At 62.8% G+C, this 21,474-nt stretch carries 12 protein-coding genes and 1 pseudogene; 4 read left to right on the top strand and 9 right to left on the bottom strand.

The window, feature by feature from the left end:
• The first annotated feature begins 117 nt into the window (after positions 1-117).
• Complete coding sequence (locus PW789_RS10580; protein ID WP_299375555.1) at positions 118-1,587, top strand: RDD family protein; 1,470 nt, start codon at positions 118-120, stop codon at positions 1,585-1,587.
• 57 nt (positions 1,588-1,644) lie between these two features.
• Here the strand turns inward: PW789_RS10580 and PW789_RS10575 are convergent, their stop codons facing one another.
• From PW789_RS10575 to PW789_RS10560, 4 genes and pseudogenes are all read right to left on the bottom strand, one after another.
• The gene (locus PW789_RS10575) at positions 1,645-2,046 is read right to left on the bottom strand and encodes a VOC family protein (RefSeq protein WP_299375552.1); all 402 of its coding nucleotides are present in this window, start codon (positions 2,044-2,046) and stop codon (positions 1,645-1,647) included.
• A 103-nt stretch (positions 2,047-2,149) separates the two neighbouring features.
• Positions 2,150-5,086: an outer membrane protein assembly factor BamA gene (bamA, locus tag PW789_RS10570; RefSeq protein ID WP_299375549.1), complete on the bottom strand. Its 2,937-nt coding sequence runs from the start codon at positions 5,084-5,086 to the stop codon at positions 2,150-2,152.
• Positions 5,087-5,275: 189 nt separating this feature from the next.
• Positions 5,276-6,183: pseudogene (locus tag PW789_RS10565) on the bottom strand (threonine dehydratase).
• Between the two features lie 155 nt (positions 6,184-6,338).
• Positions 6,339-8,468: a molybdopterin-dependent oxidoreductase gene (locus PW789_RS10560; protein ID WP_299375547.1), complete on the bottom strand. Its 2,130-nt coding sequence runs from the start codon at positions 8,466-8,468 to the stop codon at positions 6,339-6,341.
• Positions 8,469-8,521: 53 nt separating this feature from the next.
• On the opposite strand from PW789_RS10560, the gene PW789_RS10555 reads away from it, so the two are divergent.
• Both PW789_RS10555 and PW789_RS10550 read left to right on the top strand, forming a co-directional pair.
• A complete protein-coding gene (locus tag PW789_RS10555) occupies positions 8,522-9,127 on the top strand; it encodes a TMEM175 family protein (protein WP_299375544.1) in 606 nt (201 codons plus the stop codon).
• A 48-nt stretch (positions 9,128-9,175) separates the two neighbouring features.
• Positions 9,176-9,646, top strand: coding sequence for a nuclear transport factor 2 family protein (locus PW789_RS10550; RefSeq protein ID WP_299375541.1), 471 nt, complete (start codon positions 9,176-9,178; stop codon positions 9,644-9,646).
• Positions 9,647-9,757: 111 nt separating this feature from the next.
• On the opposite strand, the gene frr is transcribed toward PW789_RS10550, so the two are convergent.
• The 4 genes from frr to PW789_RS10530 all read right to left on the bottom strand — a co-directional run bounded on the left by frr (position 9,758) and on the right by PW789_RS10530 (position 16,691).
• Positions 9,758-10,342, bottom strand: coding sequence for a ribosome recycling factor (gene frr / locus PW789_RS10545; protein ID WP_299375785.1), 585 nt, complete (start codon positions 10,340-10,342; stop codon positions 9,758-9,760).
• A gap of 216 nt (positions 10,343-10,558) precedes the next feature.
• A complete protein-coding gene (locus tag PW789_RS10540; RefSeq protein ID WP_299375538.1) occupies positions 10,559-11,620 on the bottom strand; it encodes a hypothetical protein in 1,062 nt (353 codons plus the stop codon).
• A gap of 56 nt (positions 11,621-11,676) precedes the next feature.
• Complete coding sequence (locus tag PW789_RS10535) at positions 11,677-13,314, bottom strand: M20/M25/M40 family metallo-hydrolase (protein WP_299375534.1); 1,638 nt, start codon at positions 13,312-13,314, stop codon at positions 11,677-11,679.
• Between the two features lie 107 nt (positions 13,315-13,421).
• The gene (locus PW789_RS10530; protein ID WP_299375531.1) at positions 13,422-16,691 is read right to left on the bottom strand and encodes a TonB-dependent receptor; all 3,270 of its coding nucleotides are present in this window, start codon (positions 16,689-16,691) and stop codon (positions 13,422-13,424) included.
• A gap of 434 nt (positions 16,692-17,125) precedes the next feature.
• Here PW789_RS10530 and PW789_RS10525 point away from each other — a divergent pair, with 434 nt between their 5' ends.
• Positions 17,126-18,385, top strand: a complete 1,260-nt coding sequence (locus tag PW789_RS10525; protein WP_299375528.1) for an alpha-amylase family glycosyl hydrolase — start codon at positions 17,126-17,128, stop codon at positions 18,383-18,385.
• A gap of 42 nt (positions 18,386-18,427) precedes the next feature.
• Here the strand turns inward: PW789_RS10525 and PW789_RS10520 are convergent, their stop codons facing one another.
• Complete coding sequence (locus PW789_RS10520) at positions 18,428-21,379, bottom strand: FAD-binding and (Fe-S)-binding domain-containing protein (protein ID WP_299375525.1); 2,952 nt, start codon at positions 21,377-21,379, stop codon at positions 18,428-18,430.
• Positions 21,380-21,474 lie beyond the last annotated feature (95 nt).

The raw sequence follows: 21,474 nt of genomic DNA, 5'->3' as shown, positions 1-21,474 counted from the left end.
CGCGCAGCAACCGTCTACGGGCCCTGTCGGCTAAATCGAATCGTGTCAGACAAACTACCACTCTTTGAGGCTAACCGAATTTCTCCTCAAACGGGTTCGAGGTTTTAGACAGAAGCCATGAGCGCAGAGAGAAAACTACAATCCGGCATCGATCTGGCGAGCCCCGACGAAGCGCAGGAGACCTTCGCCCTGAAGGAGCAGGTCGCCGCACGCCTGGCCGCGCACCGCAGCCGCCGCGGAACCACCTCCGCCGAGACATCGCAGCCTCGGCCCGCAGCTCCCCCCCGCGACCGCGCCTCACGCATCGCTGCCGCCGTCGCCGAGCGTTACGCACACTCCCAGAGCTATCGCGCCTTCCTCGCCGAAGAGGCCGAGCGAGCCATCCGCCAGGCAGAGGCCGCCGCCGAGATCGCGCGTCTGAATGCTGCCGCCGTCGCGCAGGCGCAATACGACCTGCTGGAGAAGCTGGACGAGTACGCCGCCGAACCGGCAGCGCCGCAGCTCGTCATTCCTCCCGGCGCCGAATCCTCCTTCCCTGCTGTCATCGAGCGGGAACCGCTGCCGCACGCGCCGGAGCTGGACCTCTTCACCCCTCCTGCTCCACAGGTTCCATTGACCGTCCGGCTTCCCGAAGATCTTCGCCTGCGCAATGAAGCTGCGCGGCACCAGCAGATCCGCGAGCAGATCGAAGCGCTCAATGCAGGATTCGATCCCGAAGAGACCTACTCGCTGGACGAAGAGATCGCCTTCCGCCAGGCCCCCGTCTTCGAGCCGGTCGAGCCGACGATCGACATTCCCGCCAACCTGATCGAGTTTCCGCGCCAGCTGGTAGCCCCGCGTCGCGCACGGCCCCGCCTGGCCGAGGGTCCGCTGATCGATGACATGGAGACCGGGGCGCACCAGATGCGCATCTTCGAGGTGGAGAGCGAGCAGATCTCGTCCTCCCCCGACTTCGACGCCACTGCACCGGAGTGGAGCTCGATCCTGCTCGACGCCCAGCCGCGCGGCTCGATGGCCGCCACCGTCAACGGCGCCGTGCACGCCTCCTACGCCGCGTACGACTATTCGCCGAACCTGCCGGTGGAGTATGCAACCGCGGGCGACCGCCCGGCCCAGCACCTGGAGCCGACGGCCGAGACCCGACATCTCTACGCCATGCCCTTTCAGGCAGCGCCGCTGAGCCTGCGCGTGATGTCCGCCACGGTCGATCTCTCGATGGTGCTGATGGGCTTTCTGCTCTTCATCGCCGCAGCATCGCTCACCATCACCCACTTCACCCCCGGCGGTCTGCAGCTCTCGGTGCAGCAGACGGTCCTGTCGGGTCTGTTTGCCCTGTTGGCGCTCAGCTTCGGCTACCAGTACCTCTTCTTTACCTTCTCCGACGCGACGCCCGGCATGCGCTACGCGCGCATCGGCCTGTGCAGCTTCTCCGACGACAACCCCAGCCGCGCCGCGATACGCCGCCGGATCCTCGCCACCGCGCTCGCCACGGCTCCGCTTGGACTTGGACTGCTGTGGGCGCTGCTCGACGAAGACCGTCTCGGCTGGCACGACCGCATCTCGCGCATGTATCAGCGCAGCTACTAGCTGCCTTACCCCGTCCGGACGGCCTTCAGCCCGGATGGGGCCTCACTCCCGCCAGACTCAATCGAGATTCAGCTGCCAGCTCACACCGAAGCGGTCGCTCACCCAGGCAAAGCTGCGGCTGAAGCCGTAGTTGCCCAGAGGCATCAGCACGCTGCCACCCTCGCTCAATGAACTGGCCAGCCGCTGAATCTGCTGCTCGTCGCTGCAGGGAACGAACAGCGAGATCGCCGGCGTAAAGCTGAAGCCGTGCTCGATCGGGCTGTCGATACACATCAGCCGCATCCCGGCGACGGAGAAGGCCGCGCGCTTGATCGTACCCTCCCTGCCCGGCTCGCCTGCGCCGTAGCGCAGCACCTCCAGGACCTCGCCATCTTCGAAGAGCGAGACGTACAGCGTCATCGCCTCTTCGGCCTGCCCCTGGAACATCAAAAACGGACTTGCGCTCAATACGGTGGCCATCGGCCTCCTCCCGGGTTCGTCCCCGTCAGATGTCTTCTCTAAGAGCAACGGCCCGGGCGACAGAAGCCGACCGGGCCGTTGCAAGGTGTTTCGAGTATGCAGACTAGAACGTTGTCGAAACCGTCAGACGAAGCGTCTTACGCGGCTCGCGCAGCGTATAGTCCGATCCGTAGAGCTGGAGCGCCTGCTGGTAGGTGTACTCGCCTGCGCCGGAGTTCGGGAAGAAGCCGCGGTAGGTTGCAGCATCCGTCGCCAGCCTCTGCGGAACGTCCTTGTAGAGGCGGAGCGAGTTGTACGCGTAGAAGATACGGAACGGAGCGTTGACGATCGGCAGAATAACCTGGATCTCGGCGCCGTTCGACATGCGCGGAACCCAGTTGGTGGAGCCGACGGTCTGCAGCGGGTTCGGGAAGGCAACCTGCTGGCCGCCGTAGCAGGCGCCGTTGATGATCGTGGGGCAGCCGTACAGCGGGCTGGAGATCTCCTGTTGACCGGAGACGCTCTGGCGCAGCTGGCTCTTGTACACGTCGAAGGTCATGTTGAAGTCGGTGAAGAACGCGAACGTGACCTGGTTGATGATCGGGATACGGTACTCGAGGTTACCCGTGAAGCTGGTATCGCCGCCGATGGAGACGAGGCGATAGATCGGCAGAGGAATCTGCACGTTACCCAGCGTCGGGTTGGTCGGATCGCGCGGTACCACCGTTCCATCCGGATTGGTCAGGTTGAACATCGTCCGGACCGGGATGAAGGTGTAGGGCGATGCCGAACGCACGTCGAAGCCGCGGATTTCGGATTCGCCACCGGAGTAGATACGGTTGGTCGGCGGTGCCACCTCGCCGTCGAATCCGGTGATGTGGGCCAGCTGCATACGGTAGGCCAGCACGTTATGGCCTTCCTTATTAAGCTTCAGTCCCTTGATCGGATGGTACTGGCGGTACGTGACCACCGGCTGGACATACTTAATGTTGCCGCCCACACCCGCGACCTGCAGCGCAATGTTCAAATCGCGGCCAGAGTGCGGTCCGACCGAACGATCGAGGCTGGAGTAACTGAAGCTCGGCGTAATCGTCGAGGAGATGATGCCGGTCAGCTGGTTCTGACCCTGCACACCGGAGCGGAAGGCCAGCGTCTGGAAGACGTTACGCGTATTGTCGTTGAACGTCGTCACCGACGAGCGCGACAGGGCGTACGAGACACCGACGCGGGTCACGCCGCTGTGCGCGAACAGGTGACGCAGCGGCGAGCTGACCGAAAGCGTGAAGCCGCTCGATGACTGGTTGTAGTTCGTCAGCTGCGACTGCTGTGCCGTGGTCAGGTTCTGGCTGGCGCTAGCGGAGGCGGCGTAGCTCTTACCCGGGTTGAAGTCGTACTTGCTGGTCGAAACCTGCAGGCCCAGCGAGATCGGCTTGTTGCGGAAGTAAGGCTCGGTGAAGCCGAAGGTCAGGTTACGCGACAGGTTGCCGATGTTCGCCTGTACCGAGAGGGTCTCTCCCAGGCCGAGGAAGTTATTGGTCTCGTAGTTCAGGCCGACAAACGATCCTGACAGGCCGCTGATACCGCCGTTGAGGCCGATCGAGTTCTTGCCCTTCTCCTTCAGCTTCAGCAACAGGTCGACGGTATGGTCTTCTGCGTTCTGGCGGCTCTCGGAGTCCTGCTCCGCCTTCAGCGGCTCGAAGTAGTTCAGCTGGTTCAGGCGCATGATCGACAGATCCCAGAGCTGGGAGTTGTAGACCTGGCCTTCGTCGAGCATCAGTTCGCGGCGGATGACCTTATCGCGCGTAATGCTGTTGCCCGAGAACTCGATCCGCGATACGTAGAAGGCCTCGCCCTCATCGATATCGATATCGAGATAGATCAGCTTCTTCGCCTCGTCGACACGCGGGTTCGGCGATCCGACGAAGTTGATGTAACCGCCCTGGCCGTAGGCCTTGCGCAGAGCTTCAAGTCCCTTGCCGAAGAGCGTGGCGTTGAAGTACTCGCCGTCCTTCTGCGCGAACTGGGCACGCAGCGCCTTGGTGTTGGGGTAATGCTTGTTGCCCGTAAAGGTGATGCCGCCCAGGCGATAGCGCTCGCCCTCTTCGACCGGCATCAGGATGTCGATACGCTTGCCCTTGGAGGGACGCAGCGTGAAGGGGTTCAGGCCGCCGGCATCGCGGATGTGCGTGGCCGGTTCGCTGGTGATCGCCTTGAAGTAGCCGCGGTCGCGGTACGCCTGGCGCACGCGCTCGGTGTCCTCATCCAGCTTGGAGGCGTCGAAGGTACGCGCCAGCAGGTTCTCGAGGATGATGGAGTGCGGGACGCCGATGGGCCGCAGGTTCTTCATCGCGTAGCGCAGCGTGCGGTCCGGGACAGTCTTGTTGCCGTCGAACTGGATCTTGCCCACCTTAACCGTCGGGCCTTCCTTCACCGTGAAGGTCAGCGCGACCGCAGCGGGAGGAATGGTCTTCACTTCGGTCTTAATGGTGGCGAACTGGTGGCCGTGCATCGAAAGCAGCTCGCGCAACACATTCTCGGCGCGCTTGATCTTGGTCGGGTCGTACTGGCTCTCGACCGAGAGGCCCACCTTGGCCTTCTTCAGCGCATCCATAATGTCGGACTGCGAGACGGCATTGACGCCCTTGTAGTTGATCTCGCGGATGGTCGGCTTCTCACGGACGTAGATCACCAGCTGGACGCACTTGTCGCTGTCGACCCGCTCAATGCGGACATCGTCGAAGTAGCCGGTGTTCCAAAGCGAGTTGAAATCGCGCTCGACCACCTGCTCGTCGTAAACATCGCCCTGATGCGAGAACAGGCGCGCCAGCACCGATTCCTTGGGGATGCGGCGATTGCCGACAACCTGCGGCTGGCAAAGGGTCTGCGCTGTGTTCGATGTCGTGGGGGCAACCTGGGCGCTCAGCGACGGAACGATCGCGAGGGCAACTCCCAGAAAGGACGCGGCATAAGCAATGCGGGAGCTGCTGGAGCGAGTGCACACAGGCCTGGTCTTGCTCTTCAGGGAGCTTCCGCTCTCTCGATCTACGGTAAAGATACGCACACCCTCACTGCTTGAAAAATCACGCCCCGCCGGTTCCTGTTGGGGAGTCTTGATTATATGGGAGCGCAAGGGCGGTTAGCGAATCCGGTCGCCCCGGAACTTGCACAAAAAAACCGGTTACCGAGAAAGAAACCGGGTGAAACTTTTCGCCAATCGGCGCACTGCCTCGTTCTAAGTGCACTTTTCCCCTCAATCCGGCGTCGCCGCCAGCACACGGGCGAAGACCGAGCTATCCACATTGCCTCCGCTGATGACCGTTCCTACCCGGGTTCCCCCCTGCGGCCGGTCCCTCAGAAGTCCCGCCAGCCCGATGGCCCCGGCTCCCTCGGCGACGTTGTGGGTATCGGCAAACAAGGCACGCATCGCTGCCTCCACCTCATCATCGTCAATCTCCAGGAGACGATCACAGCTCTCCCGCACGATCGCAACGGAGTCGTTGCTGGGCAGGCGGCAGGCGACGCCATCGGCGATCCGGGTCGCAGCGGCATGCTCCACCGGATGCCCGGCCGCATACGAAAGCGCAAACGCCGGGGCTGCACTCGAGACCACCCCACGATGCGGGTCCGCAGCCCCAGGGCATCGCGGACTGCAACCATCGCGCTGATCCCCGACCCCATGCCGATCGGCACATACACCGTATCCAGCTCCGGGACAGCTGACAGAAACTCCAGGGCTCCCGTCGCGACACCCGCAACCAGCAGCGGATGATAGCTCGGGACCCGGTGCCAGCCGTTCTCCCGCTCAAGCGATGCGGCATATTCGCTCGCCGCCTGAAAATCATCCCCTGCCTCGATCAGTTCGGCGCCCAGCTCACGCATGGCACGGTTCTTCTCGGAGCTGTTGCCGAAGGGCACCACGATCACGGCGCGAATGCCGTTGCGTGCCGCAGCCAGCGCAATCGATTGACCATGATTGCCCCGCGTCGCCGAGACCACCGTCGTGATCTCGGGATGCTCACGCCGCAGCCAGTCCATGTACACCACGCCGCCGCGAATCTTGAAAGCGCCTACAGGCGAGTGGTTCTCATGCTTCAACCACACCTCCGCACCGGCGCGTCGATTCAGCAGAGGCCAGCTGAACTGCGGCGTCGCAGGCATGGTGCCGTAGACCAGCTCCGCTGCGCTGCGAATCACATCAAGGCTCGGCAGCCGCTCGTTCATGCCCACTCCAATATCCTGTCTGCTGGTTGGTAAAGAGTCGAAGTGATGCCGCAATCGGATCGCCTCAAAGGGATCGCCGCGGCAGGACAAGTCTATGCCTTCCGCACCTCGACCAGCGTGGAATAAAACGTTGCGCCGCCGCCGATATCGGTCAGACGCTCGCTGGTCAGCGCATTGATGTTGAGGCCGCCGCCGGAGAGCTTGTTCCACTCCAGCCGAGCCGCCACCACACCTTCGCCGACCTGGCCGTCGATGTGCGCCCGCAGCTTAATCGATCCACGCGCGTTGAAGATCTCGACCTCGTCGCCATCCATGATCCCGCGCGGCACCGCATCCGATCGATGCATCTCCAGGTACCCCGCCGTCCTTGCCTCCATCCGCTGGTGCACAGGGATGTTGGCAAAGGTGGAGTTCATAAAGTTGTCCGCCTTGCGCGGCAGAAACTCCAGCGGATACTCCCCTGCATTGGCACGCGACTCGACCGGAGCCTTGAAGACCGGCACCGGCACCAGCTCGCCCTTGCCGCTGGGGCTGCGAAACCACTCTGCCGTCGAAAAGGGCAGCGTATCGCCGTGCTCGTTCTTCGGCATCGCCAGGCGGATGTGCCCTTCACGCTCGAGAGACTCCCGCGTCACGCCTTCGAACCAGGGATGGTCCGCGGGCAGCGCCTGCTCGATCAGCTCGTCCTCACGGTCGTCGAAGCACGCCTCGGTGAAACCCATGCGCCGCGCCAGCTCACCAAAGAGCCGCACATTGTTTCGCGCCTCGCCCAGCGGCGCAATCGCCTGCTGCGAGACCTGCACATACTGATGCCCGTACGCGCCCTGCACATCCTTGGTCTCCAGAAAGGTAGGCGCGGGCAGAATGTAGTCGGCATAGTCCACCGTGTCGGTGAAAAACTGCTCGTGCACCACAGTGAACAAGTCCTCGCGCTTCATGCCGCTCAGCACATCGTTGGAGTTCGGGGCGACCGCCGCGGGGTTCGAGTTATAGACCAACATCGCCTTCACCGGCGGTCCGCCCACACCGGCATCCGGCGCCGTCAGCGCCTCGCCCAGCTGGCTCATGTTGATGGTGCGCGCTGTTCTGCCCAGCGGGCTGGCCTGCATCAGCTCCGGCATCTGCAACGCAGCAGAGCGGAACGGGAACGAGCCCGAGGTCGAAAGCTGCAGCCCGCCTCCCTTGTACTGCCACGCTCCGGTCAGCAGCGGCAACATCGCCACCGCACGCGCCGCCGTGCCCCCGTTCTCCGAGCGCTGAATGCCATAGTTCAGCCGGATCGCCGCCGGGCGGCTCCCGTTGCGGCCAGCCGTCGCATACGCGCGTGCCAGCCGCTCAATCGTCGCCGCGTCGATCCCGGTGGCCTTCGCCACCGCCTCGGGAGCATGCTTCGGCTTGAGAGCGTGCGCCTTCAACTCATCGAAGCCGTGCGTGCAGCTGGCGACGTACTCTGCGTCTTCAAGGCCATCGCGCAGGATGACGTGCATCATGCCCAGCGCCAGCGCGGCATCGGTGCCGGGGTTGATGACGAGATGCTCATCCGCCAAGGCCGCTGTGCGTGTCCTGTAAGGATCGATTACGACAAGACGCGCACCGTGACGGCGAGCCTCTTCGATGAACGGCCACAGGTGAATATTGTTGCCATGGATGTTCGCCCCCCACGCGATGATGAAGCCCGCATGCGCGAAGTCCTCCGGCGAAACACCCAGCCGGATGCCATACACGCTGGTCAGCGCCGCGCCACCCGCAGACGAGCAGATCGTTCGATCGAGCTGCGAAGCCCCCAGGCGATAAAAAAACCGGCGGTCCATCGAGCCGAACCCCAGTTGCCCGATGGTTCCGGCATAGCTGTATGGCAGGATGCTCTCCGGCCCGTGCTCTGCTGCAATGCCTTTGAGCCGCGCCGCGATCTCGTCCAGCGCCTCGTCCCAGCCGATGCGCTCGAAGGCCTCGGCCTCCCGTCCCTGCGGCAGCGGTCCCTTCGGCACTCCCGCCCTGCGGCGCATGGGGTAGAGCAGACGGTCCGGCGAATAAACGCGATCCAGATACTTCGCCACCTTGCCGCAGAGGAAGCCTCGCGTCACCGGATGCGAGGGATCGCCCTGGATCTTCGTCGCGCGTCCGCTCAGTGCATCGACCGTGACCAGCACGCCGCAGGAGTCCGGGCAGTCGTGCGAACAGACCGCATGCACCGTGCGCGTATTGGCCACGCTCTGGCTCATGCCTTCATTCTAAGCCACTAGGAATTCCCCTTAGCCTGCGATATCGTCTGCACATGCCGGAAAAACACTTTCCCACCACAAGGCTCGAGGCCTTCACCGACGGTGTCCTGGCGATCGTGCTGACCATCATGGTGCTCGAGCTCAAGGTGCCGCACGAGAACGGTATGGCCGGATTGCTGAGCATCGCTCCCATGCTGTTCATCTACCTGCTCAGCTTCTGCTTCGGCGGCATCTACTGGGTCAATCATCATTACCTCATCCGCCGCATCGAACGCTGCGACCACCGCGTCCTCTACGCCAACCTGCTCTTTCTCTTCGCGGCGTCGCTGCTTCCCTTCCTCACCGCCTACGTCATCGAAAAAGAGTCGGACTCTTTCTCCGTCTCTATCTATGCCGCATCCATGATCTTCACCGCGCTGACCTTCTTCCTGCTCCGGCTCGCCGTCGAGCGATTGCTCCGCAGCGAAGGCCGCCTGATCCCCTCCGATGTGGCCACCCAGCGCAAGCACATGGCCAGCCTCGCGCTCTACGGCGCAGCGGTTCCGCTGGCGCACTTCCACTCCTACATCGCACTCGGCCTCATCACCCTCGTGACCATCATCTGGATCATGCCGACCGCCAGCACAGAACACTGCCCGCCCGACGTTCTTCACGAGTAACCAGAAGGCGCTTTGTTACAGTGGGGGCAAATCACCCAGAGGTGTTCTGTGCGACGTTTCGCTTCACTCCTGCCTGCCGTCCTCATCATCGCGCTTGCCCTGCCCGCATTGCAGGCTCAGCAAAAAGAGCAGCAGCTCGGCACCGTTCCGCAGCAGCAGCTCGACGTCATCAAGGTACTGCTCGCACAGGAGGCAGCCTGGAATCGCGGCGATCTCGGAGCCTTCTCCGAGGCTTACAAGAATGCTCCGGACACTCTCTTCATCACCAACACCGTCAACCGCGGCTTCGATGGCCTGCTTGAGAGCTATCGCCGCGACTATCCCAACAGGGCTGCGATGGGCACGCTCGGCTTCTCAGAGCTGGAGGTCAAGCCGCTCGACGAACGCTTCGCCGTCGTCATCGGCCGCTACACCCTGGAGCGAGGAAAGAAAGACGGAGGCAACGCCACCGGCCTCTTCTCGCTGGTACTCGAGAAGACCGACAAGGGCTGGAAGATCGTCATCGACCACACCACCTAACCGATTTCGCTTTTAGAAATAGCAAAGGCCTCCGCGGATGATCCCGGAGGCCTTTGCTGTTTTAACAGCCGATACTGGCGCCAAAGGCGCGTCCCGCCATCCGCGCAGGATTTAGAAGGTCATGACTTCCTTTTCCTTCGACTTGAAGAGATCCTCGACGCGCTTGATCTCACCATCCGTCAGCTGCTGAATCTCTTCGCCTGCGCGCTTCTCGTCGTCGGCGGAGATCAGCTTGTCCTTGGCTGTCTTCTTCACCTGGTCGTTGCCGTCGCGGCGGATATTGCGGATCGCCGTCTTGTGATCTTCCAGCGTCTTCTGCAGCTGCTTGACGACGTCCTTGCGGCGCTCCTCCGTCATCGGGGGAACCGGAACGCGAACCACAGTGCCGTCCGACATAGGGTTAAGGCCCGTGCCCGAGGTACGGATCGCCTTTTCGATCGCCGCGACCATGCCCTTGTCATAGGGCTGCACCAGGATCAGCGTCGGCTCCGGCGTGCTCACCTGTCCCAGCTGTGCTACCGGCGTTTCCGTGCCGTAGTAGTCCACCTTGATCTGGTCGAGCATGTGTACATTGGCGCGGCCGGTACGTGCAGCGGCCAGATGTCCGCGAAAGTCTTCCACCGACTTCTCCATCTTCGACTTGATCTCCTGGTGGATGCCCTTCAACGAAGGATTGCCGTCCATAAACGATGCCATAATGCTGCCGCCCTCACGCGCTGTTGCGCCAACGGTGATTTTATCGAAAATCGCCGCCACCCGTAGACCTCACGCCCCGTAACTGACGATTTTCGTGACGCACCGTCTCCTTCTTTTCCGGGCGGGACACCATCGTCTGCATCGACCCTGGAGGCGCACTACGCGGGCAAAAACCATGACCATCCACCAGCGACTCACACCTCTTGCTAGCACGCACTAATTTTTCTGCGACGTGGTCGCTGGCGGCGTTCCCGCCAGCCGCAGGTTCACGGCCTTCTGCAGCAGGTCGAACCAGAACGGCGCACCCTGCGAGATCGCCAGCGCCGTCGCCAGCAGGCCGAGGATCTTCCAGATCCACCACGTGCCGTCGCCCAGGTCGACCAGCCGCGGGTCCGTGCCCGCAAGCGAAACCTCCACCACCCCCGTCGTCGGATGAATCAGGTCGGGCCAGCACGATGCCTTGTGTTCGCCGACCCGAACATCAAGCGAAGCCGACGCATCCTGCTCACGATGCAGGAAGCACCATCCCAGCGGAACCCCGGGAAGATGCTCACGCAACAGGTTCATCCGGCGAATCGACTCCTGAAGCTCCTCGGTGTCGCCATCCTTCTGCGCATCCTGCTGTAACGCATGTGCGCCTGCTGGAGCGGCCAAAGCCTCTTCTGTCTTCGGGGAGGCTTTGACATAATCGGTCGCCTCGGCGACGACCGCATCGCGCAGTGCCTGGTCGTTCCAGAATCTCTTGCTCAGCGTGATGGCATCCGCGTTCAACAGCAGCGACAGCACAATGCCGAAGACCCAGATCCAGGCATGCGATTTGCGCTTGTACCAGCCGGAGACGCGATCCATCGAGTCGTTGAACCACTTCTCAATACGCTCCCGCTGGCGGGCAGGCTCCGGGCAATCATGCAGCAGCGAGCTCAGCAGCTTCTCCGTCTCGCGAAACTCCGCCGTCCCTCCTGCCCCATCCAGCTTCAATCCCTTGTCGCGCGCCACCTGAAGAATGGCAAGCGCAAGCGTCGTCGAGGGGATATACGCAGGAGGCTGAAGCTCCTTGCGAAATTTGGCCGGAGCATAAAGCCCCTTGATCAACGGCGTCTCATAGACCGCCTTGCGAAACCCTTCATTCAGCAGCAGGCCGTCGAGGCCCTTCTCCAGCGTCCGTGCCCGCCAGCGCAGCAGGTTGGCCACGATCTCCTGAATCGCCGAGCACGCCGCGCTCAGCATCAAAAACAGAAAGGCCATGCTGATCGCAAAGCCCACGATGGTTGTGATCACCCACCACCTCCACGGCTGCCAAAGTCTTTCAGAGGCCCACAGTCGGTCGAACCAGATCACTCTACGCGATTGTTCTCTGGAACACATAAAAAGCGGCTGCCCCAAAGGACAGCCGCCGTTCCTGCATCGCCGATCCCACCTACTCGTGCGCGCTCGACTTCTCCCCCGCGAGGCGCCCATCCATGTCGGCCAGCACATACGACAGCACCGTACAGCAGCGCCGTGTTCTTCTTGAAGGCATCCTCATCCACCTTGTCGAAGGTATCGGCCTCGGTGTGATGCCAGTCGAAGTAGTGCTCCCCCACCGTGCGCGGAGCCAGCGCAGGCACGCCATCCGCCGTCGTCGGCCCGATGTCCGAACCGCCGCCGCCGGGCAAAACCGTATCCGCGCCGATCGGCACCAGCAGCGAGGCAATATCCTGCAGCGTGGCAAACGACTGCTGCGCGTCCTGCGGGAGCGACTTCACATCGAAGTCCTCCGCTGTAGGCAGTGCAGGCGCCGCAGCCGCTCCGGAGGCCGGCGACTTAGCCCGGCGAGGCCCGGCGAAGAAGAATCCGCCATAGCCGATGCCCAGCGGCTTCTCCACACCCATATCGCTCTCGATCGCCGCCACCTGGTCTCCGATCCTGTCGCCGATCCACTTGCGATAGGCAATACCGCCCGCATCGCCGTTCTCCTCGTTCACCCAGAACACCACGCGAATCGTGCGCTTCGGCTTCAGGCCGAGCTTGTGCAGCAGCGAGACCGCCTCAAACGCCGAGATGATGCCGCCACCGTCGTCCTGCGCTCCCTGGCCCACGTCCCACGAGTCGATGTGGCCGCCCAGCACCACCACCTGCTCCGGATGCTCGGAGCCGACGATCTCGCCCATCACGTTGCCCGCCTTCACATCAGGCTCCATGTGCGCCTCCATCGCAAGGTGCACCGTCACCGGGCCCTCCTTGGCGAGACGCTCGATCAGCATCGCGTCTTCCACGCTGATCGCCGCCGCCGGAATCTTCGCCTGCTTCTCGTCATAACGCAGCGTGCCGGTGTGCGGCGTCTGCATCGCCAGCCCCGTCGCTGAACGCACCAGCACCGCCGCCGCTCCGCGAGCCGCCGCGCGCGAAGGCCCGCCCACCCGATACATCGACCCCACGCCATAGCCGTGCCAGCCGGGGTTGAAGACGACGATCCTGCCCTTCACCTCGCTGTCCGGCAGCTTGTCCAGCTCGGCGAAGTCGTGCACAAACACCGCGGGAGCCGTGATGCCCTTCTTCGGCGTTCCCACACTCATACCCAGCCCCAGCATGTGCAGCGGCTTCACGATCGTGCCCGCCTCGCCCTTGTAGGTGATCGTGGCCGACTCCTCGCCACGCACCCAGCGCGGCACCATCACCGGCTGGACCTGCACGTTCTCGAGACCGGCCTTCTTCATCAGCTCCGCGCCCCAGGCCACCGCCGTGTTCAGCTGCGTCGATCCGCTGAGTCGCTTGCCGACGTGATCGGTCAGATACGCCAGCGCGGCATAGCCATCGTTGTCCGACATCGCCGCAGCAATGATCTTGTCGGCATCGGACTTATACTTCGCAGCCAGCGGCCCGGACGACGCAGGCAGCGACGCCTGTCGCTCCCCCGGAGCTCCCATCTGGGCCATCCCGGCCTGCCCCGCCAGCAGAGAAACACCTGTCACAAACGCAGCAAAACGCTTCATCGAAACTCTCCTTGATCTGCTTCGCCGCGGCAACGCGGCAACAAAAAGTACAGGCTGAGAACAGTTGTTCTCAGCCTGTAACGGTTTAGCCGTTGCGGACATCTTCCTTAGAAGAGAATCTTGGCAGCAAACTGCACGTTGAACGGCTCGCCCGAACCAAGTCCGGGAGCACCGTTGTAATCGCCGACCGTATCCGTCGACTGACCGAAGTTGCTCGAACCGAAGGAGCCGCTTAGCGGCGCCAGGTTCAGGCGGTTGGTGATATTGAACATCTCCGCACGCAGCTGGAGCTTCAGGTTTTCGTGCAGCGTCGTGTTCTTGATCAGCGAGGCGTCGACCGTGCCGAAGCCAGGACCGTAGACCGAGTTGCGAGGTGTCGCGCTGAAGGTTCCGGCCGTCGGAAGAGCATAAGCCGCCGGCGAGAACCACTGCACGTAACCGGTTCCGCTCGAATTGCGCTGGAAGGCACGGCTGACCGTATTCGGGTTAGCGACCATCGTCACACGATCCTTGAACTCACCTACGCCGGAGTTGTTATTGCCGGTCCTCGGCGTGACCGGGCTGCCGGTATAGAAGGTCAGGAAGCTGTTGACCTCCCATCCCTGCGTCAGGACACGGGGACCACCGAACTTCGGCAGCTCATAGACGAGGTAGCCGTTGAAGGTGTGGCGCACATCGAAGTCGGCGTTGCCATACTCAGCCGCCAGGTTCAGCGAGTTCTGCGGAGCATAGCCACGGGTTCCGGACACCTGATCGAGAGCGTGGCCAAAGGTGTACGAGCCCTGCGCACTCAAACCGTGAAAGTTCGAGGTGCGGAGCATCGCCTGGAACGAGCTGTAATTGCCGCTTCCGGAAGACTCATACTGGTTGATTGCGCCAAAGGACGGGAACTTCGAATAGTACGGACGGCTGGTCTGGTCGGTGCTGCCCGTCGTATTCTGGGCGGCCTGGTTGATGTCACGCAGGTTGAACAGGTGACGCGAGACCGAACCGACGTAGCTCACCTGAGCCACGGTGTTGCGGCCAAGCTGGTACTCGGCGTTCAGGTTGAAGTTCTGCAGATAGGCGTTCTTGAAGTCCTGCGACACCGTCGAGACGCCGAAGATCGCGCCGGAACCCGGCGTCGAGGGCAGCGGATCGACATTGGTGACGATCTGATACGGAGCAGACTTCGACACCGCAAAGACCGGGTTCGGACCTGCGTTATTCGCCTGAACACCAGCCGAAGCGCCGTTGCCGGGACGGTTGTCAAAGAAGCCGTTCAGGTTCGGCAGATCGAAGAACAGGCCGTAGGTTCCGCGAACCACCAGCTTGTCCGTAACCTTCTCGCTGAAGCCGAAGCGCGGCGAGAAGTTGGTGTAGCGGCGCGGATAGAGCGTGCTGATGTCCGTGCCCACAATCGAGTAGCCGGTCGAGGAGTTCGGGTTGAAGTTCGAGAGCGTACCGTCGGTCGAATAGACCGGACCGGAGAAGTCCCAGCGAATGCCATAGTTCAGGGTCAGCTTGTCGGTAACCTGGTACTGATCCTGTGCGAAGACATCCCACTGGTTGACGTAAAGATCGCGCTGCAGCTGACCGCGTGCGATGCTGCCTGTAGCTGCGTATCCTGCCAGGAAGTCAGCCAGGGCACGCACCGAGTAGTTGCTGGCGCAGGCATCGCTGGTCGGTGTCGCGGAGCAGCTTACGCCACCGCCCGGCAGCTCGAACGACGAGTCGTTGACGTAGGAGTTGGCTCCGGCCAGCGACGATGACTGACCGTTGAAACCGAAGGTTCCGCGGATATTGCGCTGGTAGAGCAGGTTCATGTAGTTCCGGCGGAACTCGCCGCCGAAACGGATCTGGTGCTTGCCGTAGACGTAGGTCGCCGTATCGGTCAGGTGACCGGTGTAGTCCTGGCGGCCCAGCGGAGGCGTGACGCCGACCTGGTCGAAGTTCGTGATCGTGATCGACGGCGCACCGTACAGCGTCGGGTCCGTCACCTCGGTGTTCAGACCCAGAGCCGGAATGTTCTGGTTGTGAACGTTGTCATTGAACGTCTGACCGAAGTAGTTCACACCGGCCAGCAGCTGGTTCGACAGATGGTTGTTGATCATCCAGTTGTGCGTCACGGCGTAGTTGTTCACATGCGTCGGAGCCAGCTGGTAGTACTCGTAGACGTTGACGCCGGCGTTGCCCAGCTGGCGGCCGGAGCCGATGAAGGCACGCACCGAGAGCGTCTGCTTCGAGTTGATGTTCCAGTCGATCTTGCCCACGACGTTGTCGCTGTAGCCGTTCTGCGGACGAGGATCGAGAATGTTATTGGTCGTTGCCGCACCAGCCTTGTTGCCGTAGGGCCACAGGGCCGTCAGCAGGTTCATCGAGGTCTGGCTCACCGGAATATTGTGTGCCGCCAGCAGGCTCTGTGCCTGGCTGACCCAGGCATCTGTCGGCTCGGTCGCCGCCGACTGGGCGCCGATGATGTACTTCTGGCGCTCATAGTTGATAAAGAAGAACAGCTTGTCCTTGATCACCGGGCCACCCACCGAGGCGCCCCACTGATTGTTGCGGATCTCCGGCTTGCGGTCCGTGGGAGCGAGGAAAGCGCTCTTGGACGCGAAGAACTCGTTGCGCAGATAGTAGTACGCGCTTCCGTGGAACTGGTTGGTGCCGCTCTTGACCACCATGTTGATCAGGCCGCCACCGTTGCGGCCCACCTCGGCATTGCCCTGCGACTGCACCGAGAACTGATCGATCGCCTCGATCGGCAACGTCACACCGGCCACGCCGGAGACGCCGCCCTGGTTCGCGCCCTGCGCGTTATGAAAGATGTCGTTGTTATCGACGCCGTCGATCTGCCAGTTGTTCTGGTTCGTACGCGAGCCGTTCATCGAACCCGCGCCGTTCATGCCGGGCGTAATCTTGATCAGCTGCGTAAAGTCGCGGCCATTCAGCGGAATGTCCGAGACGGCCTGACCGGGAACCACCGAGGTATTTGTCGTGGAGAGCGTATCGACAGCCACCGCATCGGCATTGACGTCCACCAGCTCGTTGGTCGAAGCGATTCCCAGCTTCACGTCAAGCGCGTAGACCTGACCGGCGCCGACCACAATCTTGTCGACCTTCTTCGCCGCAAAGCCCTCCGACGAAACCTCGATGGAGTAGCTTCCCAGCGGAATGTCCTGAAAGCTGAAGCCGCCCGAGCTGGTCGTAACCATCTCGCGCTTGAAGCCGGTCTCTGTGCCGGTCAACAACACCTTCGCTCCAGGAACCGCGGCGCCACTGGAATCCTGAACCGTTCCGGCGATACCGCCACGGAAGGTCTGTGCTTTAAGGGATGGTGTCATCGCAGACACCACGACCAAAAGCACGAGATACAGATACCTCGAAAACGACTTCATGATAAGGCTCTCCTGTTAAACGTTTCAGCAAAACGAACGGGGCTTAAAGATATGGACGGGAAGGCGCTCAGTTGAGAAAAGCGCAGGTGCACATCGTCATGGATGTACCTTCGGGTCTTTTGTATACGGTGATGTTTTAACCTAGCTTTAAAACTTGCCTCTGACAAGCTGTGATTGATGCGGTTTATCAAGGAAAATGATGGGTTCTTAGCCCCGGAACCAGACGTTCCGACCCACTGAAATCATCTAAACCATTGCATAAATTCAGTTAGCGGACTCGCCTTCGGCTCCGGCAGGATGACGCACTTATTTCTTTGTTTTATTTAGCTGGTTCCCCTTATCTTTTTGGCCCCGGGAGGCCTGGGCGTTAGCATCGAAGGGACCCGTCGCGCCTCCATAAGGCGACGCGGCGCGGAGAAGCGTCAGACCAACCAATGAATATGCGGAAACTCTCCTCCCTCCTCCTGTTCCGGTCCGCCGGGGCCGCCCTCCTCGTTGCCCTCGCCTCCTCGACTGGCGCTCAGACCCTGGCCCGCCCCGGCTGGGTCGGCTCCGGCATGACCGCCGCCCCCTGGTGGAAGCGGCCCGTCATCTATCGCGCCGACCCTCGCGGCTTCGGCGGCCTGCACGGTCTCGCCGGACACATGGACTACGTCCACTCCCTCGGCGTCGATGCCCTGCTGCTGACCTCGCTGAGCACAGCCGACGCCAAACAGCCCATCGACCCCGCGCTTGGCACCATGGATGACTTCGAGGAGATCATCCGCAACGCCAGCCAGTTCAATATCCGCGTCCTCACCGAGATCGACGCCCGCACCACCGATCTCAACTCCGCCGCGCGCCTCTGGCTCGTCCACGGAGCCGCCGGCTTCTACGCCCCCGGGGCCTCCGCGCAGCAGCTCGCCGACCTCAAGCGCGCCAGCGGCGGCTTCGCGGGGCAGCGCATCGTCATCGGCGACCTTACGAATCTCTCCTCGCCCGACCAGCACAGCGCCGACCTGCCCATGCTCGTCACCGACGCCGCGGCCACGCAGGAGAAGCTCTCCGCCTCAACCATCCGTCCCGCCCTCGAGTCCGCGCAGCAGCTCGCCGACCAGGGCCGCACCACCCCGCTGCTCTTCTCCGACGGCCCCGGCCTCAAGCGCAGCCTCGGCCGTCTGGGCAGTGGCTCCGCCAGCGAGGCCGCCGCTAAGACCATCGCCGCCATGCTGCTAACCACCCGCGCCGCGTCGATCCTCTACTGGGGGCAGGAGCTCGGCCTCGCCGACAGCACCGCAGCCATCACCTTCGGCGAGCCGAAGAAGGGCGAGCAGCCCGCGCCCGGCACCGAGGCCGAAGGCAACGCCTCCAGCTCGTCACTCCTGAACTGGTACCGCCAGCTCATCGCGCTCAGCCACAGCAATCGCACCATCTCCTCCGGCGCCATCACCGTGCTCAACCACGACGACCAGAACGTGCTGGCCTGGGTACGTCGGCCTCAGTCGGCCTCGTCCGCGACGCCACCCATCGTGGTCGTCGAAAACCTCTCCGACAAGCCGGTCACGCTCTCTCTTAAAGAAGACGTCCAGAAGCTGCACCTGCGCGGCAGCTTCCTGCGCACCGTGCTGCGCACCGACGACGCCATGGGCGCAATGCACCTCGACGGCATGACGCTCCAGCCCTACCAGGTCTTCATCGGCGAGCTGCGCTACTAAACCCGTCTCTCCAGATCGCGCTGGTCGAAGCCGGGCCTCGCATCAGCCGCGCTCCGCCTCCGCCAGCACCTCAGCCAGGTGCTTCGGACGCGCGGTAGTGTTCTGCGTAATCTGCTCGCAACAGCTGAAGCCGTCGGAGACCACAATCGCCTGCGGATTGCTGCGCACCGCGGGCAGCAGCACACGCTCGCCCAGCGTCTGCGAGACCTCGTACTTGTCGTCTTCAAATCCAAACGGCCCCGCCATGCCGCAGCAGCCCGAATCCAGCAGCTGCACGTCGGCCCCCGTCGCCTTCAGGATCGCGACCTCGTCCTTCATCCCCGGCCCCGCCTTGTGATGGCAGTGGCCGTGCAGCACGATCTTGCCGTCGATCTTCGGCACCTCGTACCCCGGCGCAAACTCCACCAGGAACTCGCTCAGCAGCCTGATCTGCGAACGCAGCTTCTTCGCGCGCGGATCGTTGGGGAAGAGGTTCACCATCTCATCGCGAAAGACCGACGCGCAGCTCGGCTCCAGCACCACCACCGGCGTGCCCGCTTCGATCTGCGGTGTCAGCGCGTCGAGAATCTTCGCCAGATACTGCTTCGCCGTATCCAGCAGTCCGAAGTCGTACAGCGGACGACCGCAGCATAGATGACGATTCGGCAGCGTGACCTCGAAGCCAGCAGAGGTCAGCACCTGGTGCGCCGCGCTCATCGTCGCCGGATGGAAGTAGTTGTTGAACGTGTCGGCCCACAGAAAGACCTTCGGCGCATCCTCAGATAACGCCTCGCGCCGGTTGCCACGCAGCCTCCGCGCATCCTTCGCCATCCTGCGGTCCGGCGTAAACGGGCGCGCGAACTTCGGGAACGTGCGGCTTGGATGAATATGCAGCACCTTCCGCATCAGCTGCGAGATCCCCGGCGCGGCGTTGATCGCATTCACGATGCCCGGCGCAATCGACGCCAGCTTCGCCAGCCGGTCGATGCGCCCGAAGGCATAATGCGCAACCGGCCGCGAGTGCTTCTCATAGTGATGCGAGAGAAACTCCGCCTTGTACGTCGCCATGTCCACCGAGACCGGACACTCGCTCTTGCACGCCTTGCACGACAGGCACAGGTCCAGCGACTCGCGCACCTGTTCGTTCGCCCAGTCGTCCGGCAGCACCTCGCGCTGCATCAGCTCCCACAGCAGGTGAGCGCGGCCACGCGTGGAGTGCTGCTCCTCGCCCGTCGCCATGTAGCTGGGACACATCGTTCCCGCATCGGCCTTGCGGCAGGCGCCCACACCCACGCAACGCAACGTCGCGCGCGCAAACGAGCCCTCATCCTCGGCGAAGGCGAAGTGCGTCTCCGGCTGCCAGGGCTTGTAATCCACGCCAAGCCGCAGATCCTCGTGCATCTCGTGCGGATCGATCAGCTTGTACGGATTCATCTTCAACTGCGGATCGAACAGCCGCTTGAACTCGCGCAGGCCTTCCATCAGCTCCGGCCCAAACATCTTCGGCAGCAGAGCTCCACGCGCCTGCCCATCGCCGTGCTCACCCGAGAGCGAACCGCCGTGCGCCAGCGCAATGTCCGCTGCCTTATCCATGAACTCGCGGAAGTCGAGGATGCCCTTCTCACTCTCCAGGTCGAAGCTCAGGCGCATATGCACGCAGCCCTGCCCAAAGTGCCCATACATCGGGCTCCAGTAGCCGAACTGCTGCATCAGCGCATAGATCGCACGCAGGTACGAGCCCAGCTGCTCCGGCCCGACCGCCGCATCCTCCCAGCCCTCCCAGCCCGTGCGCTTGCCCGGCACAAACGCCGTCGCTCCCAGCCCCGACTCGCGGATCGCCCACACGCGATGCGCCTCATCGTGGTCGTAGACCCGCGCGTGCGTGATGCCCTTCAGCGCTTCGACCAGACGGTGTGCCAACTCATCCGCCTCGGCCTGCGTCGCTCCGCCAAACTCCGCCAGCAGAAACCCGCGCCCCTCCGGCAGCAGGGGAATATCGTTCAGCGCCTTCTGCTTCGATCGCAGCGAATCCAGCAGCAGCCCATCCATGCCTTCAAGGCCGATCGGCTTGTGCGTCAGCACCAGCGGCACATGATCTGCGGCAATAAAAACATCCTCGAACCCGATGCCCACCAGCGTGCGGAACTGCGGACTCTCCACCAGGTTCAGCGTCGCGCCCAGGATCATCGCGCACGTACCTTCGCTGCCCACCAGCGCACGCGCCACGTTGAAGTGATTCTCCGGCAACAGCTCGTCGAGGTTATAGCCGGAGACGCGCCGTGGGATGTTGGGAAACTTCTCCCGCACCAGATCCGAGTAACGATCACGGATACTCTTCAGCCCCGCATACAACTCGCCCTCGCGGCCACCGGCGGCGATCTTCGCGGCCAGCTCCTCATCGCTCGTCGCACCCACCGTCATCCGCGTGCCGTCGTACAGCAGGATGTCGAGCGACTGAATATTGTCCACCGTCTTACCGCCCATCAGCGCATGCACGCCGCAGGAGTTGTTGCCGATCATGCCGCCGATAGTGCAGCGGCTGTGCGTCGCCGGGTCCGGCGCATACGTCAGCGCAAACGTCTCCGCCGCCTCGCGCACGCGATCCAGCACGATGCCCGGCTGCACATGCACCGTCCGCGTCGCCGGATCCACCGTGCCCATCTTGTTCATGTACTTCGAAAAGTCGAGGATCACCGCCGCATTGGTGCCCTGCCCCGCCAGCGACGTGCCGCCGCCGCGCGAGAGCACCGGCGCTCCAAAGCTGCGGCACACCGCCATCGTCGCAATGCAGTCCTCTTCATCCAGAGGAATCACCAGCCCGATGGGGATGTGGCGATAGTTCGAGGCATCCGTGGCATAAAGCGCACGCGATCCCGCATCGAAGCGGACCTCGCCGCGCACCGCATGCTTCAGCGCATGCTCAAGCTCGTGCGCCTGGGGAAAGCTATCGCCAGACCGCGCATGCGAACTGGGAAGGAGGACGAAGGGCGAGGCAGTGGTAGTTGTAGTCGACAACGGATCGGTCTCTCTTCAGAAAGTATGTCCCATGCTACTGCCACCATGGGTGAGTTGGCACGAACCCGCTGCGCCGGGGACGCAGACTCTGCAAC

It is taken from the genome of Edaphobacter sp., assembly GCF_028283685.1.
Classification (GTDB): domain Bacteria; phylum Acidobacteriota; class Terriglobia; order Terriglobales; family Acidobacteriaceae; genus Edaphobacter.
The sequence above is the reverse complement of the archived record's forward strand: the minus strand, read 5'-3'. Positions and strand labels throughout refer to the sequence as shown.

Coding starts and splice junctions, on each gene's coding strand:
- PW789_RS10555 (WP_299375544.1), top strand. CDS start 8,522: ATGCCGGAAAAACACTTTCCCACCACAAGGCTCGAGGCCTTCACCGAC.
- PW789_RS10530 (WP_299375531.1), bottom strand. CDS start 16,691: ATGAAGTCGTTTTCGAGGTATCTGTATCTCGTGCTTTTGGTCGTGGTG.
- PW789_RS10575 (WP_299375552.1), bottom strand. CDS start 2,046: ATGGCCACCGTATTGAGCGCAAGTCCGTTTTTGATGTTCCAGGGGCAG.
- PW789_RS10560 (WP_299375547.1), bottom strand. CDS start 8,468: ATGAGCCAGAGCGTGGCCAATACGCGCACGGTGCATGCGGTCTGTTCG.
- PW789_RS10525 (WP_299375528.1), top strand. CDS start 17,126: ATGAATATGCGGAAACTCTCCTCCCTCCTCCTGTTCCGGTCCGCCGGG.
- frr (WP_299375785.1), bottom strand. CDS start 10,342: ATGGCATCGTTTATGGACGGCAATCCTTCGTTGAAGGGCATCCACCAG.
- PW789_RS10580 (WP_299375555.1), top strand. CDS start 118: ATGAGCGCAGAGAGAAAACTACAATCCGGCATCGATCTGGCGAGCCCC.
- PW789_RS10535 (WP_299375534.1), bottom strand. CDS start 13,314: ATGAAGCGTTTTGCTGCGTTTGTGACAGGTGTTTCTCTGCTGGCGGGG.